Annotated in this window: 20 protein-coding genes and 1 tRNA gene; 12 read left to right on the top strand and 9 right to left on the bottom strand. The window is 65.1% G+C overall.

The features are described 5' to 3' along the window. Nucleotides 1-140: 140 nt before the first annotated feature. The 3 genes from ACFY2X_RS30805 to ACFY2X_RS30795 form a co-directional block, all read right to left on the bottom strand. The gene (locus ACFY2X_RS30805; RefSeq protein ID WP_389944990.1) at nt 141-926 is read right to left on the bottom strand and encodes a carbon-nitrogen hydrolase family protein; all 786 of its coding nucleotides are present in this window, start codon (nt 924-926) and stop codon (nt 141-143) included. Nucleotides 927-1,207: 281 nt separating this feature from the next. Next, on the bottom strand, nt 1,208-2,161 hold the full coding sequence (locus ACFY2X_RS30800) for a MerR family transcriptional regulator (RefSeq protein WP_389944987.1): 954 nt from the start codon (nt 2,159-2,161) through the stop codon (nt 1,208-1,210). 174 nt (nt 2,162-2,335) lie between these two features. Next, nucleotides 2,336-2,704, bottom strand: coding sequence for a winged helix-turn-helix transcriptional regulator (locus tag ACFY2X_RS30795; RefSeq protein WP_389944984.1), 369 nt, complete (start codon nt 2,702-2,704; stop codon nt 2,336-2,338). 65 nt (nt 2,705-2,769) lie between these two features. Between ACFY2X_RS30795 and ACFY2X_RS30790 the strand changes: the two genes are divergently transcribed. The 7 genes from ACFY2X_RS30790 to ACFY2X_RS30760 all read left to right on the top strand — a co-directional run bounded on the left by ACFY2X_RS30790 (nt 2,770) and on the right by ACFY2X_RS30760 (nt 9,453). Further along, entirely contained in the window at nt 2,770-3,348 is a 579-nt protein-coding gene (locus tag ACFY2X_RS30790) for a carboxymuconolactone decarboxylase family protein (RefSeq protein WP_389944982.1), read from the top strand. 214 nt (nt 3,349-3,562) lie between these two features. Next, nucleotides 3,563-5,734: a serine/threonine protein kinase gene (locus ACFY2X_RS30785; protein ID WP_389944980.1), complete on the top strand. Its 2,172-nt coding sequence runs from the start codon at nt 3,563-3,565 to the stop codon at nt 5,732-5,734. Nucleotides 5,735-6,267: 533 nt separating this feature from the next. After that, the gene (locus tag ACFY2X_RS30780; protein WP_389944977.1) at nt 6,268-6,486 is read left to right on the top strand and encodes a hypothetical protein; all 219 of its coding nucleotides are present in this window, start codon (nt 6,268-6,270) and stop codon (nt 6,484-6,486) included. A 268-nt stretch (nt 6,487-6,754) separates the two neighbouring features. Next, nucleotides 6,755-6,988, top strand: a complete 234-nt coding sequence (locus ACFY2X_RS30775) for a hypothetical protein (RefSeq protein ID WP_389944975.1) — start codon at nt 6,755-6,757, stop codon at nt 6,986-6,988. Nucleotides 6,989-7,087: 99 nt separating this feature from the next. Further along, nucleotides 7,088-7,582 (top strand): hypothetical protein, encoded by a 495-nt coding sequence (locus ACFY2X_RS30770; protein ID WP_389944972.1) that lies wholly within the window; start codon nt 7,088-7,090, stop codon nt 7,580-7,582. A gap of 433 nt (nt 7,583-8,015) precedes the next feature. After that, entirely contained in the window at nt 8,016-8,435 is a 420-nt protein-coding gene (locus ACFY2X_RS30765; protein WP_389944969.1) for a GNAT family N-acetyltransferase, read from the top strand. 457 nt (nt 8,436-8,892) lie between these two features. Then, the gene (locus tag ACFY2X_RS30760; protein ID WP_389944966.1) at nt 8,893-9,453 is read left to right on the top strand and encodes a hypothetical protein; all 561 of its coding nucleotides are present in this window, start codon (nt 8,893-8,895) and stop codon (nt 9,451-9,453) included. A gap of 262 nt (nt 9,454-9,715) precedes the next feature. Here the strand turns inward: ACFY2X_RS30760 and ACFY2X_RS30755 are convergent, their stop codons facing one another. Together ACFY2X_RS30755 and ACFY2X_RS30750 are read right to left on the bottom strand one after the other, a co-directional pair. Continuing rightward, on the bottom strand, nt 9,716-10,030 hold the full coding sequence (locus ACFY2X_RS30755; RefSeq protein WP_389944963.1) for a hypothetical protein: 315 nt from the start codon (nt 10,028-10,030) through the stop codon (nt 9,716-9,718). A gap of 344 nt (nt 10,031-10,374) precedes the next feature. Next, on the bottom strand, nt 10,375-10,611 hold the full coding sequence (locus ACFY2X_RS30750; RefSeq protein ID WP_389944960.1) for a hypothetical protein: 237 nt from the start codon (nt 10,609-10,611) through the stop codon (nt 10,375-10,377). A 203-nt stretch (nt 10,612-10,814) separates the two neighbouring features. Between ACFY2X_RS30750 and ACFY2X_RS30745 the strand changes: the two genes are divergently transcribed. Further along, nucleotides 10,815-11,075, top strand: a complete 261-nt coding sequence (locus ACFY2X_RS30745; protein ID WP_389944957.1) for a hypothetical protein — start codon at nt 10,815-10,817, stop codon at nt 11,073-11,075. Nucleotides 11,076-11,323: 248 nt separating this feature from the next. On the opposite strand, the gene ACFY2X_RS30740 is transcribed toward ACFY2X_RS30745, so the two are convergent. Next, nucleotides 11,324-11,470, bottom strand: a complete 147-nt coding sequence (locus ACFY2X_RS30740; protein WP_389944954.1) for a hypothetical protein — start codon at nt 11,468-11,470, stop codon at nt 11,324-11,326. Between the two features lie 18 nt (nt 11,471-11,488). Here ACFY2X_RS30740 and ACFY2X_RS30735 point away from each other — a divergent pair, with 18 nt between their 5' ends. After that, nucleotides 11,489-11,848 carry a hypothetical protein gene (locus ACFY2X_RS30735; protein WP_389944951.1) on the top strand — a complete coding sequence of 120 codons (360 nt, stop codon included), beginning with the start codon at nt 11,489-11,491 and terminating at the stop codon, nt 11,846-11,848. Between the two features lie 258 nt (nt 11,849-12,106). Here the strand turns inward: ACFY2X_RS30735 and ACFY2X_RS30730 are convergent, their stop codons facing one another. Then, nucleotides 12,107-12,592, bottom strand: coding sequence for a hypothetical protein (locus tag ACFY2X_RS30730; RefSeq protein WP_389944949.1), 486 nt, complete (start codon nt 12,590-12,592; stop codon nt 12,107-12,109). A gap of 205 nt (nt 12,593-12,797) precedes the next feature. Then, complete coding sequence (locus tag ACFY2X_RS30725; RefSeq protein ID WP_389944946.1) at nt 12,798-13,217, bottom strand: hypothetical protein; 420 nt, start codon at nt 13,215-13,217, stop codon at nt 12,798-12,800. Nucleotides 13,218-13,472: 255 nt separating this feature from the next. On the opposite strand from ACFY2X_RS30725, the gene ACFY2X_RS30720 reads away from it, so the two are divergent. The 3 genes from ACFY2X_RS30720 (at nt 13,473) to ACFY2X_RS30710 (ending at nt 15,328) form a co-directional block, all read left to right on the top strand. Continuing rightward, complete coding sequence (locus tag ACFY2X_RS30720) at nt 13,473-13,691, top strand: hypothetical protein (RefSeq protein WP_389944943.1); 219 nt, start codon at nt 13,473-13,475, stop codon at nt 13,689-13,691. 711 nt (nt 13,692-14,402) lie between these two features. Then, nucleotides 14,403-14,984 (top strand): hypothetical protein, encoded by a 582-nt coding sequence (locus ACFY2X_RS30715; RefSeq protein WP_389944940.1) that lies wholly within the window; start codon nt 14,403-14,405, stop codon nt 14,982-14,984. Then, on the top strand, nt 14,960-15,328 hold the full coding sequence (locus ACFY2X_RS30710) for a hypothetical protein (RefSeq protein WP_389944937.1): 369 nt from the start codon (nt 14,960-14,962) through the stop codon (nt 15,326-15,328). Before ACFY2X_RS30715 ends, ACFY2X_RS30710 begins: the two co-directional genes overlap by 25 nt. A 177-nt stretch (nt 15,329-15,505) precedes the next feature. Here ACFY2X_RS30710 and ACFY2X_RS30705 read toward each other — a convergent pair. Beyond that, nucleotides 15,506-15,590: transfer RNA gene (locus tag ACFY2X_RS30705), tRNA-Tyr, on the bottom strand. Nucleotides 15,591-15,868 lie beyond the last annotated feature (278 nt).

The raw sequence follows: 15,868 nt of genomic DNA, 5'->3' as shown, positions 1-15,868 counted from the left end.
CTATCCGGGAGAATCCCACTCGCTACCCACCGGAAGGTACAGCCTGCTGTAGTACGCGCCACGGGCCAACCGCGCCCCTGGAGGGGTCGCTTGGGAACCGGCGCGGATGACGCGGACGCGGGCCCTGGCAGGAGCGGGGCTCAGGCCGTTCCGCGCGGGTATCCGGCCAGGGTGTCCCTGTCTCGCAGCGCCTGCAGCTCGCCGCGCGACAATGCCGTGGTGAACAGGCCCGGGCCGGTTCCGGCCTGGCTCAGCCGCCTGCCGTCCGGATGCCAGACACCGCTGCCCCCGCATGACTCCCACCCCGGCCCCGTGCCGGCGTAGTTCGCGGCGACCGCGAACATGCGGTGGTCCATGGCCCGGGCCGCGAAGTGGACATCCAGGCGCCGTGCCTCCTCCCGCGTGTACAGGACGGACCCGGCGTACACCTCGGCGCCCTGGCGGGCCGCGTCCGCGGCGTGCGCCGGAACCCCGGCGTCGTAACAGATGGCCAGGGCGACACGCCAGCCACCGACGTCGAGCAGCCGGCCCTCACCACCGGGCTGGAAAAGGTCATGCTCCTTGCCGTGCAGGTTTCGTTTACCGTGCACCTGGATCTCCCCGTCGGGGCGCATCGCCAGTGAGGCGATCCAGGCCGTGCCGTCGGGCCCGCGGTACGCGGCGCCCACCACCGCGGTCACGCCGTACTCCTGGCCGGCCTGACGAACGGCGTCGAGCCTCGGATCGTCCTCGATGACCCAGGTCGACGGGTCGGTGAAGAGGGTCAGGTCGTAGCCCACGAGTGACAGCTCAGGGAACATGAGCAGCTTCGCGCCGGTGTCCGCCGCACGGGGTATCAGATCCGCGGCCGAACGGGCGTTCGCCCGCACGTCGCCAGGTTCGGCCGATATCTGGGCAACTGCCACGATCAACGTCTCTGGGAGCATTGCCGCATGGTATCGCCCGGCTTTCCGGCCGCCTGGAGGATGATCGCCCCGGAGAGGCCGGGCTTTGAGGCATGCCGTGCAGCGCTCGATCACTGCTTCTCCCCGGGATTGACGGTCCCGACGCCCGGCAGTCCGAACGGGGGATCCCTCGTCGTCCCGTCCTCGGGGCCGTCGCCGGGTCCCGTCCTCAGGATCGTGGCCAGGTCTCGTCGCCGGGACCATGGCCGGGTCCCGTCCTCAGAACCGTGGCCGGCCGCGTCACGACACGGCCGGTCGGCACGCTACCCCGGTATCCGGGCACGCAAGGCCTGGATGAACCAGTCCAACACCGGCGTCAGGCTTTCCGGGGCCGGCCAGCCGTTGATCACTGCGAGCAGCCGGAGGTAGAGCTCCCGGCGGGGGTCGTTCACGGCCTCCAGCTGGGCCAGCAGCCCGTGCCGGAGGCCGGCGTCGTCGGGGCGGCCCATGTCGTGCGCGTATTGAGCCATGACCGCTGCGACGACCGGATCGGCCTGGGACGAGGCCGGGTCGATGCCGGCCGTCAGGGCCGGGCCGACCTGGTCACGGACCATCGCGACGGCGTCGCGGCGCAGGCCCGTGGCCTCGCCCTGGGCACGCTCGACCGCATGCCGCTCGGCCGCATGCCGCTCGGCCATGCGCCGCACGCTGGCGCGAAAATCCGGATCCTGGGACAGCTCGGCCAGCTCCACCCACGCCTCGACCTGCTCGGCCTCGGGGTTGCCGGGCAGTTCGGGGGTCATCGAGCGCATGATTCCCGCGAATCCGGGGGTGGCGTCCAGGCCGCCGAAGGCGGCGTCGAGGAAGTCGCCGATCAGACGTCGGCGTTCGTCCTCGGAGAGCTTGGCCAGCTTGTGCATGAGATCCATCTCCTCAGGGGTGGACCCGCGCCTGGCCACCGCCGTGAGCACCGCGCGCCGCAGGCGCAGCGTTCGGATCTGCACCGCCAGTGCTTCGGCGTGCGCCGCGGCGACCTCGGGAAGCGAGATCTCCCGGTTCACGACTTTCCGGATCGTGGAGAGGCCCAGTCCCAGGTCGCGCAGCGTCCGCACGAGGTCCAGGCGTGCGACGGCGTCGATGTCGTAAAGGCGGTAACCAGCCGGGCTACGGTCGGTCGGCGGCACGATCCCGCGGTCGGAGTAGAACCGAATGACCTTGACCGTCAGCCCGGTCCGCCGGGCCAGGTCACCGATCGAATAGAGCGTGCCGCCGTCCATGCCCTCACCCTCGCGTCTCCCCCTGGCGGAGACTCAAGCCCATTCACCTGCCGTGGGCAAACCGCCCCCACCCACGAGTTTTCAACGATCCCTCAGCCGGCGGCCTTGGAGCCGACCCGAAATGGGCAGGGCCTGGCCTGGCAGTGAACGGTGTGAATGCCGACGTTCCGCCCTTCAGGAGGAGGGCGGCTGTTCGATACGGGTCGCCCAGCGGTTGGCCCAGTGCTCAAGTCGCATGAGGTCAGCGCTCAGACCCTGGCCGTCGGGGGTCAGGGCGTAGCCGCGGTCGGCGCGCTGGACGAGACCCGCCTCGCCGAGCTCCGCGAGTCGCTGGGTGAGCACGCTGGAAGAGATGCCGTCGCATCGCTGCTGGAGCTCGCGAAACGTGGGACCGGGGGCGTGGGTGAGCTCCCAGATGATGCGCAGCGCCCAGCGTCGGCCGAGCAGATCGAGCAGGGCCATGATCGGCCGCCCGGTCGTCGAGCCGCGGACCGGCCTGCCAGGGAGCGGCGTCGGCGAGTGGGTGTCTGAGTCGCGGGCCATCGATGTGTGTCCCCTTACGATCAAAGCGCTTCTATTTTCGAAGCACGCATGTTAGCGTCCCCGACATGCCTCGATTTTCAAAGCAAACGCTACCGCCGCGTCTCCAGCCTGTCGAACCTCCGTACGACGTCGAAACCGCCGAAGTCCTCAAGGCGCTGGGCGCACCGCTGACCCTGTTCCGGATCTTCGCCCGGCGGCCGGAACGGGCCCGCGGCATTCACGAGTGGGGGCGGTACTACATGGCACGCCGGTCGGCGCTGTCGTTACGCCACCGCGAGCTGGTGATCGACCGGACCACCGCACGCTGTGGAGCCGAGTACGAGTGGGGCGTCCACATCGCGGTCTTCGCGGAGAAGGCCGGTCTTGACGAGGACCAGGTTCGTTCCATCGTCGCGGGGAGCCCGGAAGACGCCTGCTGGGCCGAACCGGCCGACCGTGCGGTGCTCCGCGCCGTGGACGAACTGTGCGACACCAACGATCTGTCGGACCACCGGTGGCTGGAGCTCACCACCGCGGTCGGCGCCGAGGCCGCCGTGGACCTCCTGCTGGTGTGCGGGTGGTATCACGCGATCTCCTTCGTCGCGCGCGTCCTGCGCCTGCCCGCCGAACCCGGCACCCCCGCCTTCTCCGACTACCGGCACTGAGCCTGGGCGACCCGATGGAGTCACCCGGACTCCCGGCCTTCCCCGCCAAGAGCTTCCGACGAGATGAGGTGGTGCGTCCCCGGCCGGTCCGCTCCGGTCATCCACGTGGCACGCACATGATGCCGGCCCTCTTACTGGGTTGACCCCGTGGCTAATACATTGATCGTTTACCCCCACAATGGACCGAAAAAGTCCTAAAAGGGGGGATGTGGCCATGCCGGACCTCGCGTCCTTACGGCCTGGGGATCCCGAGCGGGTGCGGGAGTACCGAATCACCGCGCGGCTCGGCCAAGGCGGCCAGGGCACGGTCTATCTCGGTGTGTCACCCACGGGGACCCGGGTGGCGGTGAAACTGCTCCGCGCCGACCTCGCGCAGGACGAGGAGGCGCTGGAGCGCTTCGTCCGTGAGGTCAGCACCACCCGGCGGGTCGCGCCGTTCTGCACCGCCGCGGTGATCGACACCGGGGTCGACCGGCATCGGCCCTACATCGTCAGCGAGTACATCGACGGCCCGACGCTGGACGCCGTGGTGGCCGCCGAGGGACCGCGCGAGGGCGCGGCCCTGCACCGCCTGGCGATCGGCACGGTGACCGCGCTGGTCGCGATCCACCAGGCGGGGATCGTGCACCGCGACTTCAAGCCGTCCAACGTGCTGCTCGCCCCCGACGGCCCCCGGGTGATCGACTTCGGCATCGCCAAGGCGCTCGACCGCACCTCCACGCTGACCGCGACACCGATCGGCACGCCCTCCTACATGACTCCCGAGCAGCTGGCCGGGGAGACTGCCGGGTCGCCGGCGGACATGTTCGCCTGGGGCTGCACCATGGTCTTCGCGGCCACCGGCCGGCCGCCCTTCGGCACCGACAGTCTGCCCGCGGTCTTCAACCGGATCATGAATGTGGAGCCCGATCTGCGGGCGATCGCCGATCCGGCGCTGCGTGAGCTGGTCGGGCAGTGCCTGGCCAAGGATGCCGCCCTGCGGCCCGCGGCGGGGGAGGCGCTGTTGCGGCTGCTCGGCCACGCCGGCGGCGTGTCGGGCGTGTCGGCGCTCGGCGCGCCTCAGGGGATCCTCGCCGAGGGCTCGGCCGCCGCCGCACAGCAGACGGATTCCAGCACTCATTCCTCTTCCGGGCAGACCGGGCCGGGCAGTTCTTCCGGGCAGGCCGTGCCGGGCGGTCCGCAGGAGGAGTCGGACTCTCAGCAGACGGTTCCATATCTCCATGACGACCCCTCGTCCCGTCCCTCCCCGCTCCCCTCGCCGGAACCGGTGGAGGGAGCGGCCAGGCGCGGACGCGGGGTCCAGATCGCGATCGGAGCGGGACTCGCGGTCACGCTCGTCACGGCCGCCGGGATCGCGCTGGCGTCACGCGACACCAAGCCCGACCGGGTCGTGTCCGCCCAGACGACCGGCACCCCACAGGCCACCGCCTCCCAGCCGGGTAGCCCCACACCCACGGTCTCCGCCCTGCCTCAGGCGAGCAAGACGATCAAGCTTCCTGGCAGCTCGATCACGCTCCACGAGAGCGACGCCGACCCGATCAAGGTCAGCGCCTACACCCTGGACTGGGGCAACAAGCTCTACGTCCGCACTCCCGGCACCGACGAGTTCACCATGAGCGACAAATACCTCGATTACACGGTGAACGCCTCCGGCACCCACGCGCTGGCCACCGACAGGAGCCCCGACGACAGCTCCTACTCCCTTGTCTCCGTCGTCGACCGGATAACCGGCTCGGTAAGCAAGATCAAGATTGCCAAGGCGCCGGTCTACCCGTTCGAACCCCAGTGGTCTCCGGACGGCAGCCAGGGCCTGGTGACGCTGTACGAGGTGGGTGAGGACACCAGCAAGAAGGGCCAGTACACGTTCAAAAAGTACGGCTACGCGATCATCGACATCGCCGGGAAGAAGGCCGAGATCGTCAGGATGCATAAGAAAGACGAGAGCGACGGAGGGGCCTACTTCTGGAGAAGAGACGGCCAGGCGGTCGGCACCTGGGCGATGAGCGACACGACCCAGAACATTCGCTTCTACGACCTGCATGGCGCCGTACTGCGAACCCTGCCGAACGTCGGCGTCCCGCCCAGCGGGAATGGCGAGATCATCTCCCCGTCGGGCACGTTGCTCCTGACGCACTGCAAGGAAAACCCGGGGGAGATCTGCATCTGGTCAACCGACGGCGCCGCGCAGACCCGGATCAGGTTCTCGTTCGGGGCCGGTCAGTTCATCGGCTGGTACGACGACCAGCACATCGTCGGTTGGCGGCGCGAGGGTGACAAGTACGAGGCGGTAGTGATCGATTTTCAGGGGCAGGTGAAACGCGTGCTCGCCGTCGTCGACGCCGAGGAGTACGACAAGAATTCCCTGCGCTTCTCAAGAGGGCACTGAGGTGAGGGACTGGATTCACGCCTAGGTCGCGGGCCCCGGACGCGCCGATGCGTTCCTGGGGCACCGACCGGCACCACGGTTCCGGCTACGACGTACACAGTCACACGGAGCCCCTGGAACACGCTGCCGCCTCGACGCGGATCAACGGCGCCCTTTCGCCGAGCGTGCGAGGCGCAGTATGAACGTTCTCGTACGTGTCTACGCGAAACACCTCGACGGACACAAAGAAATCGCCAGCCAGTGGATCGGTGACGTGCTGACCATATGAGACTCACCGCGCACGACCAGGGTCCTGGACACCCTGGGACCCCGGCGTCTTCCCCACTCCTGGGCACCAAAGATCATCTCGCGTATATCCCGCGCACCTGATCCGCTACCTTGGTGATATGTCGGACGGCGAACGTCATCTATCCGCCGAGGAACAGGCCGTCATTCTGGCATTGCTCGCGCAGGACTTCCCCGGCGCAGAAGAATTCCGAGCTCAGGTGTCCTCGGCAGTCGTCGCCGGGCACTGCGGGTGCGGATGCGCAACCGTGGATCTTCACCCAGGAGCAGGACCTCTCGCTCTCGGCTCCTCCGTACAGAACGGCGTGCTGATCTCCGCCTCCACACGAGCACGCGGTGACGGTGTGCTGCTCTTCGTCGAAGACGGGCATCTCTCGTGCCTGGAGGTCTACACCACCGAAGACGAACCCGCCCCGCTCCCCCACCCTGAAGATCTCATCGTGGATCCGGCGGGTTCCTGGGAGTGATGTCCGCCAAGAAGACCTCGCGGGGAACCGGCGGACTAGAAGTGAATCGACACTCCTCTTTCGAAATGCATCGTCTCTTGAAATTCACTCGGCGAATGGTCAACCAATCGACACAAATGCGGTTCGCTGCTCTAGTATCTTAAGCACGCATGGATGAAGCGATTCAACTTGATCGGCATGATTTTCTCACCTCAATGGCTGGAACGCCTCCGTCACTGTGGTGAGCGTTTGCCCCCCTCCGCAGGGAACGACCAAGAGGAGAAGCGCGGTGAGTGTATTTGCGTGGACTGTGCTGGTGGTGCTTCTCGGGGCGGGCGCGATCTGGATTTGGGACATCGTGAAGTCCAAGGGCCGGCCCCGCCGTACACGGGTGTTCTCACGGCCGAGCCTCTGGACCGGTGCTTACCTCGATCAAGCCCATGGCAACGTCGAGGGGGTCATGCTCCTGGACCAGGAAGCCCGGCACGCTCGCGAACGCGAGACCAAGAACCCAGGGGATTGAACCCCTGATCATCGAGTGACGGCGGCAACCTGGCACCGAATCAACGCCGCCCCGACGACCGCCATGTGATGGCCGAAACCGCCGGATTAGGATGCGGGCATGGGTCACCACATCTGTGCTCTCGTCGTGGCCGGACAAGTCGACGCCGAGCGGGTCCACTCAGTGGGACTGCGTACCGAACTCGTGCACGACGGCGTCAGTGTGTTCCCGATCGATCACTACTTTTCGGCCTACTGGGCCGCGAGGCGGGGCAGTAGCGCGCAGCTTGACCTGCCCGACGGCCTTCCCACCACATTCCCGGGAGAAGCGGTACTACGTGACCTCGTTCGTGAGATGACCGGCACGGATGAGCCACGGTTCGCGATCATCCAGACAGAGTATTTCGCCGGTATCGGCGACCAGTGGGCTGTGGCGTTCGCCGGTGAAAGGCGACTGACGGCCGCTCAGGCATCGATCAACGACGCGCTTGCCGCACTTGGCGTGCGGGCGTCCGCTTCAGCGGACGAGTTCGACGTGATCGGTCTCGGCGAGTTCCGGAGCAACCCGGATTATCTTGACCACTACGTCGACCTGTGTGACGAACTCGGCGTCTAAGCAGCGGTTTGCCCGCGCGGAGCAACCGGATGAGCGGCGACGCAGAGGTCGGCGAGTATGTCCGGCGACGGCGGGCGTGACGGTCGGCGGACGGCCCGGGTCACCATCGGCCGGGTACGGCGATGCGGCGCGCCGCCTGATCGCCAGGCGTCTGGCGGGTGAGACCAATCGGCGAGGAGTGCCGCGGCCTCGGGAGCGAGAGGGCCCAAGGTCCCCGTCGGGGCGCACGAGGTTACCGAGAGACAAATCATCGCTTTGCGCCCGCAATCCGGTCACGGCTACTGTCTGCGAGCACGCGGAAAGACGACACCATCGGAGAAGACCGCTGACGCAGCGCATCAGACTTGCCGTGCGGCAAGACGCCTCGGCCCTGGCCAGAGTCCAGAGGGCGTCATGGCAGGCGGCCTTCCGCGGGCTTCTGTCGGACGAGTATTTGAACGACCTCGACCATGAGGTGCTGACGAAGACGTGGGAAGGTTTGCTGACCCGCTTCGAGGGGCCGTCGGCCGGCACCCTGATCATTGAGCATGCGGACCACGTCGTCGGATACTCGCGCTTCTACCCCACGGACGATGAGGACGACGACTCCACGCAGGTGGGCATGATCGGCTCGATCTACACGCTCCCCGACGTATGGAGCACTGGCGTGGGTAAAGCACTGATCACCGCAGCCCTCGACACTATGACATCGGCCGGATATGCCCAGGCAACCCTCTGGGTCCTGGAAGGCAACACCCGAGCACGCTCCTTCTATGAGCGAAACGGCTGGCATCACGACGGCGCGGTCGTCGTTGACCGCAGCGACATCCTGCCCATCACCAAGTTGCGCTACCGCAAGGACCTCAACCGCTGACCGACGGACGCACGACACACTGCCCGAATGCGGTGCTGTGAGCGGCGAGTCCGTTCGTTACGGCGTTGTGGGCGTACGGCGGGCGGCCCGGGGTCCTGCACACCGCCGGGACCGGCCCCAGGCCGCACGCTCGGAAATTCGCGCGGCAGAAGAAGCCTCGCGTTCAAATCTCATTCACATGGCTGCTACGGCTTGATGCCTTAGGCGGATCGGATGTCTGCATAGGCTGAGCCGACGATTTTACAGAGGACTGCGTTCCGAGTGACGACAGGGCTTCTGACCAGGGCAGGCGTACCTCTCCAGATTTTGACGACGAAAGATCACCCCACGCATATCCTGCGCAGCCGATTCGGTGAGCCTGTTCGAGCATGGCACTCCCCGACAACCACGTGCATGACTACTCAAGAAACCCAGATGAATGTCCCCACTTGAACTGCAAAAATCTCTGATTATGAGCATGAACCAGGTGGGCGAGAGCCTGAAGCGGGCACTACGATCCGGCAAGCCTGTCAGGGTCGGCCGCGGCATCAACCATGTCGACCGGCTCGACGCCTACGTGGTGGGCATCGGGCGAAAGTGGGTGATGCTCCATACCATCTCCGATGCAATACGTCTCGATGGCTATTCGGCCGTACGGCTCCGCGATGTCGCGCATGCGACGCGTTCCGGCTGGAAGGGTGCAGATGTCGCTCACCGCGCCCTCATTTTGCGCGGGGAGCATGCCCAGGCCTTGGCAGCTATTGACCTCGACACGACTGCCGGCCTGATCGACACGATGACCAAGGCGTTTCCACTGGTAGGCATCTATATCGAGGAGATCGATCCGGATGTCTGCTATATCGGCCGCCCCCGTGGGATCACCAGGAAGAAGAATCTGCGGCTCCAGGAGATCAGCCCCCGAGCAACCTGGGGAAATACCTGCTTCAAGAACCGGACGGCCGACATCACCAGGCTTGATGCCGGCAGCGGCTACCTCAATGCCCTGCATGCGGTCGGTGGAGATCCTCCAGAGCTCTGATGCTCGACAGCGGTAGTCGCCCAAGCCGCACGCCCCTTGCCGATCGCCCTGTTGCCGCCGGGCAACCTGAAGGGCAGGTGCACCGAAGCCGCAGGAGATTAGACGGAATACCCAGGCTGCAACCCTGAATCCGCGGATTAAAAGATCGACCTTGCGCTGTTCCGGATCGTTCAATGCAGCTCAGAGGGCGTACGAGGTCCATCTTGAACGGCTCTGAACGCCCCTGTACTGCAACAGGAAATGCAACTGCTCAACAGCCCGATCACTTCTCCCTCCTGGAGTCCGTAGCCGTGAAGTCGTTCTGAGGGGCAGCGCTTCGAAGCTCTTCGATCAGCGGCCACAGCGGGCTGTCCTTCTGACCGAAGGTGTCGACATCGATGCGCTGATCTTTGTCGATGATCTTTGCGTTCGATGCGTCGTCCTCCTCGACCAGCGTGGTGACTGATCGACTCATCTTCTCCGGGTCATCGCGGCGGGCCAGATGGACTCCGACCACGAGAATCAAAGCAATGCCCGAGACGGCCATCAGCCAATAACGCCATACCCGACCGGACCTGGACCGCAGCGGGTCTTCCATGATCACCCGTCTCCTCCAATACGCACGGACAAGTCTGGCGTTTCACGAACAAGGCCGCGAGAACAGTAAGGATCTGATGCCTTGTCGCCAGTTTGGAAGATCTCGGCGCATGATCCCGCGACCTGCTACGCCCAGGTCAGGGACAACTTCGTCTTGTCCGCGAGTCCCCGTGGCTCCCCCTTGATGACCCTCCTGACGGGCACGCAGGGGGGGTACGGGGTCAACGAGCCGACCTTCTCTTTATCAGCATGATCATTCAGAGTGTCCTACGGCTGCCGTCTAGTTTGGGACGCTGCTCGGCGATCGAGACTAACTGACAATGTTCGGGGATAACGATGTCACAGCTAACGTCCATGCTCTCGAATCGCTGCCTCGATTCGTAAGCCAACGCCGAGCACAGTAAAGATCAGCGTTCCTGTGAGAGCCTGGTCGGGCAGTTCGCCGTCGTTGGCGATAAGGAGCAAGAGGGCCAAGGCTGCCCCCAACGCGAAGGCCGCATTCCCGCAGCCTCTCACAGTCTCCACATCGTTCTTTGCCTTGCGGGGTGTGGTGTCCTCCGGCTCATTCACAGCGAAGATCATTCCACGTTGGCAGATTACAGCGAAAGAGCGAGAAGACGCCATCCGCACATTTCTCCCGCCGACTCTCAACCACTGCGAACCCGGTCCCTGCCCCTGGCGATCATTCCGGAGCCGGAGACTTCCACCGGAGGCAATAGACGGCGTGGGGATGGATCGGGCAGGCTTGATCGAAATCATCATCGAGATGCTGAGGACAGGGCCGGGTGGGCGAGTTGAGAGAACTGTTTGTGTGGCTGGGGGGAGTGCTTTCGTGGTTGTTCTCGCTGGCGGTGCTGTTCCTGGTGATCTATGGGGCGATACGGCTGGCGCTCAAGCATGATCGTCGGAGTCAGATTCCGCGTCCGCGGGAGGTGGCGGATGCGGAGCTGCGGGAGCGCGTGGCGGCGGAGAGAGCAGCGCAGAAGCGTGAGGCGGAGGAACGAGCGGCTCGACGGCGTGAGGCGGAAGAAGCTGACGACGTGTAGCGGCGGCGGGCCGGTGGTCGGCGCGTTCGTTGGGGACGGCGGGTGCGTGGTACGGGTACAACCCGGGCGCCACCGGCCGGGACCGGCGCCCACGCCGCATGCCCGGGCGGCGGGCGGCGGGCGGCGAAGGGCCGGGTACGGCGGCGCGGCGCGCCGCCGCTTGATACCTACGAGAACAACTCGGCAATACATCGGGACTGTCTTCGGTCCTGCTTCGATGCCTGGTCGACAAACATCTGGCGGGTGGGTCAATCGGCGAGGAGTGCCACGGCCTCTGGGGTGAGACGGCCGAAGGTTCCGCCGGGATGCACGAAGTTGCGGCAGCCGTCAAGCTCGACGTAACAACTCGGGGAGACCCACTCAAAGCCCGACACTGAAATGATCTTCGCCTGCACGATGAGTACCCTATCCCTGTGTGCACATACGCGATGGTCACCTACAAGGTCCACTACGTGTGCGTTGCTTGCCGCCAGAGCCACAAGCTGCCCTGGGACGGCACGGAACACCTCTGCACACGTTGCCGGGCACCGATGCTCTTCGCCGGCCATGACTTCGCCGCACCGCGCAAGACCAAAGACCGCCATTGGACGGCAGTCGAGGCCGTCCTGAGGGCGGGCCTCCGATACGAGGGATTCGAGACCTGCGGCTGCACCCGGGAGCCGAAGTACCGTCCCCGTACGGGCGCGCAGGTCCGGGCGCGGCGCAGAGTCGCAGCACGCGAAGAACTGACCGAAGCCGAAGCACTCGCGCTACGCGACCCTGCCGATGCGTAACACGCCCTGCAGGTAGTCAGCCTCTGACCGTCGGATTAGAAGTGAAGCGCATCCCATGCATCGTGAAGTGCTGTGGCCTAGGCTCTCCTACCCCTTTGATCGAGGTTGGTTGAGGTTATTCCGCACATGTTCCGGATCATTGTGAGGTGTGATTCGTCGCGAGTAAGGGCCGAGATGATCGGTTGATCCGACAAGACGGGGCGGGCGTAGCGCGGGTGTCTGGCCGGCTCACGCGTCCTGACGTATGTCGCGTGTGGGTCAGCGATACCCACCGTACAAAGAGACTCGCTCGTCTTTATCGTGGTCCACCTTCTCCGCCAGGAAAAGTTCGCGCCGCCATGACTCGTGAGCGATGTTGACGGTCCATTGTTCGTAGTACCACTGGGTGCTATAGCCGCTGAAGCGGAAGTTGGCCCGGTAACGCGCACGCTCTCCCAGGTGGAGCAGGAACACCCGGCTGGGGTGACGGTTGGTCGGATACGCGGCCCATATCGGGGTTCGCTCCACTTCGACCGCTGCTCCAGACAGCTGGAACCGCAGCCCGTTGAGCTGCGCTGGGAATGAATGACTGTCGACCGCAACGGTGGGCACGTATCCGATCTGTTCGTCGGCGAGAAGATCGTGGACGATCAGCGGCGCGTCGGGCATCGGCGGCAATTCGAACGCCGAGGGAATTTCGCGTCGACGCGTGGCCTCCTCGGCGCCACGCGCTTGCTTGGTCCACCGGATCACGATCCGCTGCACGACGCCGGATCGCAACTAAGACTGCAACTAAACCAGGGAGTGACCTCCTCACGATCGAGGCCCCGTCCACCATTCGCGATCCTGCGGATTAAAAGATCGCCCTTGGGCTGTTCCGGACGGTTCAATGCAGGTCGGAGGGTATGTGTGGTCCATCCTGAACGGCTCTGAACGCCCCTGTATTGCAGCCCGAAGTGCAGCCCAGCGGCTACCAGATCATCATTCTCTTCAGGCGGTGGCTCCCGTCCCTTTCCGCGGGGAAGAAATGCGCAGCCTCGGGGCCATGAAGACTGTCTTCGTCCAGCGGGACGGTGAGGATGGCTTCGCTGAAGTCGATGATGATGTGCTCATTGGGCTTGATGCTGACAGCTTGGACGGTTCGTCCAATGAGAGTGCACAGGGCGTCTCGTGATCCCGGCTCGGGGAAGATCCAAGTTTGGAGGCCGATCTGTATGTGGGGGTCCGTGAGCGCTGTGAGTTTTGGACCATTGAAGTGGAACTCGACGTAGTCCATCACGAACGCGACGATGTTCAGCTCCTCGCCGACGAGCCCGGTGGGGTCGTCTATGTCACAGGCCATCCGCTTATTCTTTCGCCACGGACCCCGTGCTGTCAGCGTGGAAGTCATCTGCTGATGTTGCGGTGCTGAGCTGTGAAAACAGATGTGTAGGTCAGAGCGGGGTGGTCGGCTGTGGATTCTCCTGGGCGACCGTGCTTCCCCGCCTGTTCTGGCATGTGATCAAGCTCGACGTCTGGAGACGATGAGCATGGAGCGGCGTCGACGGCGCGTGAAAGCTGACCGCAGGCAGACATCCGGGCGAAATCACCGATGGACGCAATCTGCAAGATCAGGCATGCTGGTTCCCCCTAGGTGGAGGATCAGATGGCGATCGGGCTCACCGAGATTCTGCTCTTGCTGGTGGTATGGGGCGTTCCGGCGGTGCTGTTGTTCTTCTTCCTTTACTGGGCGATCCGCCTGGCGATCAGACATGAGAAGCGGCGAGTTCCGGGTCCTCGCGAGATCCTGGATCAGAAGCGACGGGAACGTATGGCGGCGGAGCGCGCCGAGCACTATCGCACCAGAGGACGTCGACCCAACTGAACAAACATCCGAAGGCATTCTTGTTCCAGAGGACTACTTCAGAAGTCGGTTAAGGCTCAGGCTCGGGAAAAAATTCCTGACCTGAGCCTTCTCCCTTGGAACGGGCAATGGGAATCGATCCTGCGCTGTCAGCTTGGGAACCGGCTACTGATCTCACCGCTCTGAGCTGCGAGAACAGGGATAAAGGTCAGGACGGGGCGAGTGCCCGCGAGTCCCCCTGAGTGATCGTGGTTTCCCGCCTTTTCTGGCACGCATCTGGCACGTGATCAAGCTTCGGATCATGCGCGAACGCGCACACTTCTCCCATCGGATCTTCCCGTCTGCCTCGTCCCACCCCGGAGGGGCAACAGCTCGGGGACGGAGGGTCAAGGCCGTCTTCGCGTGTACGTCAGCCGGTAGGCGTTCCTCGGCCATTGGATGCCAACGGTCACAGACGGCCTTGATCCGGAGGAGTCGAGATGTTGAGTTTGCCTGGGACGTGGCAGACGGGAAGATCCGGCTTCCACCTCAGCCAACCACGGCTCCATGATCGGCAATCGCGATCATCCCGGAGCGGAGTCCCCCGCCGGAGGTGTCAGCTTCGAAAGAGCCGGATAAGCGCGATGGCTATCACCACGGGGATGGCGACTGCTGCTACGAGCATGAGAAGAGTGAAGATCGCGAATGGATAGAGGGTCATGGCCTGCTCCTGCCGACAGGTTGATCATATGCATGGCTAGGAAGCGGAGCGGCGACGGGCCGGTGGTCGGCGAGGGCATCGGTTACGGCGGGCGCGCGGGTCGGCGGACGGCCCGGGGCGCCGCCGGCCGGGGCCAGCGCCCACGCCGCGCGCCCGGTCGGCGGGCGGCAGAGGGCCGGGTACGGCGGCGCGGCGCGCCGCCGCTTGAGTACGCGGTGGAGTTGGACGAGCTGGCAGCCAATCCTCTGCACAAGGTCAGGTGGAAGCCGCCCAAGACCACCGAGACCGTTGACCCTCGCGTCGCGGTCGATCCGCGGCAGGCTCGGGAACTCCTGACCATGGTCACCTACGTCGGCGGGCGTGGCCGGGGCCGGCGGCTCATGGCGCTGTTCGCCTGCATGTACTACGCGGCATTGCGCCCCGCTGAGGCGATCGGCCTGCGGCTCCAAGACTGTCACCTGCCCGCCAAAGGCTGGGAACGGCTGACATCGACATCTCCCGACCCGAGGTCAACACGCAGTGGACCGACGGCGGGGACGCGCACGAGGAACGGGGCCTCAAACACCGGGGCCGTGCCGACGTGCGACCGGTGCCGATCCCGCCCGAACTGGTGAAGATCCTCCGGCAGCACATCGCCGAGTACGGGACCGGTGAGGACGGGCGCATCTTTCGAAGCGAGCGCGGCGGGGTGGTCGCTTCGACGGCCTACACCGAAGCCTGGCAGGAAGCTCGGGTCCTCGCCCTCACTCCTGCCCAGGTCGCCTCTCCCCTGGCACGCAGGCCGTACGACCTGAGGCACGCGGCGGTCTCCCTCTGGCTCAACGCAGGCGTCTCGGCTCCCGACGTGGCCGAGCGAGCAGGACACGGCGTAGATGTCCTCTTACGCGTATACGCCAAGTGCATCGACGGACACAAGGAGATCGCCAATCAGCGGATCAGTGACGCGCTGACCACATGAGACACACCCCGCACGATCAGGGTCCCGGACACCCCCGGGACCCTTTGGCGTTTCACTGTCGGCTCTCACTCGCGAACCGCTCCGAAAGCCCGACGCCACCTGGGAAAACGCCCTCAAGATTGCATGGCCCGAAAACGCAAAAGAGGCCCCGTAGGGCCTCTGAGCTGCCAGTTTGGCTGGTGGCAGGTGCAGGACTTGAACCTGCGTAGGCTGAGCCGACGGTTTTACAGACCGCTCCCTTTGACCACTCGGGCAACCTGCCGCGTCATCCGCTCGAAGCGGCGACAGGAAGAAGAATAGCGGACTTCCGGGCGTGACGTGACATCGAAGGAGATCGCCCGCCGTCAGCGTGCCGCATCAGGGCCTTCATGTTCTGTTTCCGCACGTCACACCGTTTTTCGGGGGAAGGCCGGGACGAGGACCGAAGGAGGGTCGGCGTTCATCTGTATGGGGAGCCACGGCTTTCCGGTTCGACGTCGAAGGGGGCGCACATGACCTTCGGAGCAGTCGTAGCGATCATTGTCTGACATCGGATGCGCG

Origin of the sequence: Streptosporangium sp. NPDC000396, from assembly GCF_042898655.1 — a bacterium.
GTDB lineage: Bacteria > Actinomycetota > Actinomycetes > Streptosporangiales > Streptosporangiaceae > Streptosporangium.
Note: the sequence above shows the minus strand (reverse complement) of the source record. Positions and strands in the feature narration are given on the sequence as shown.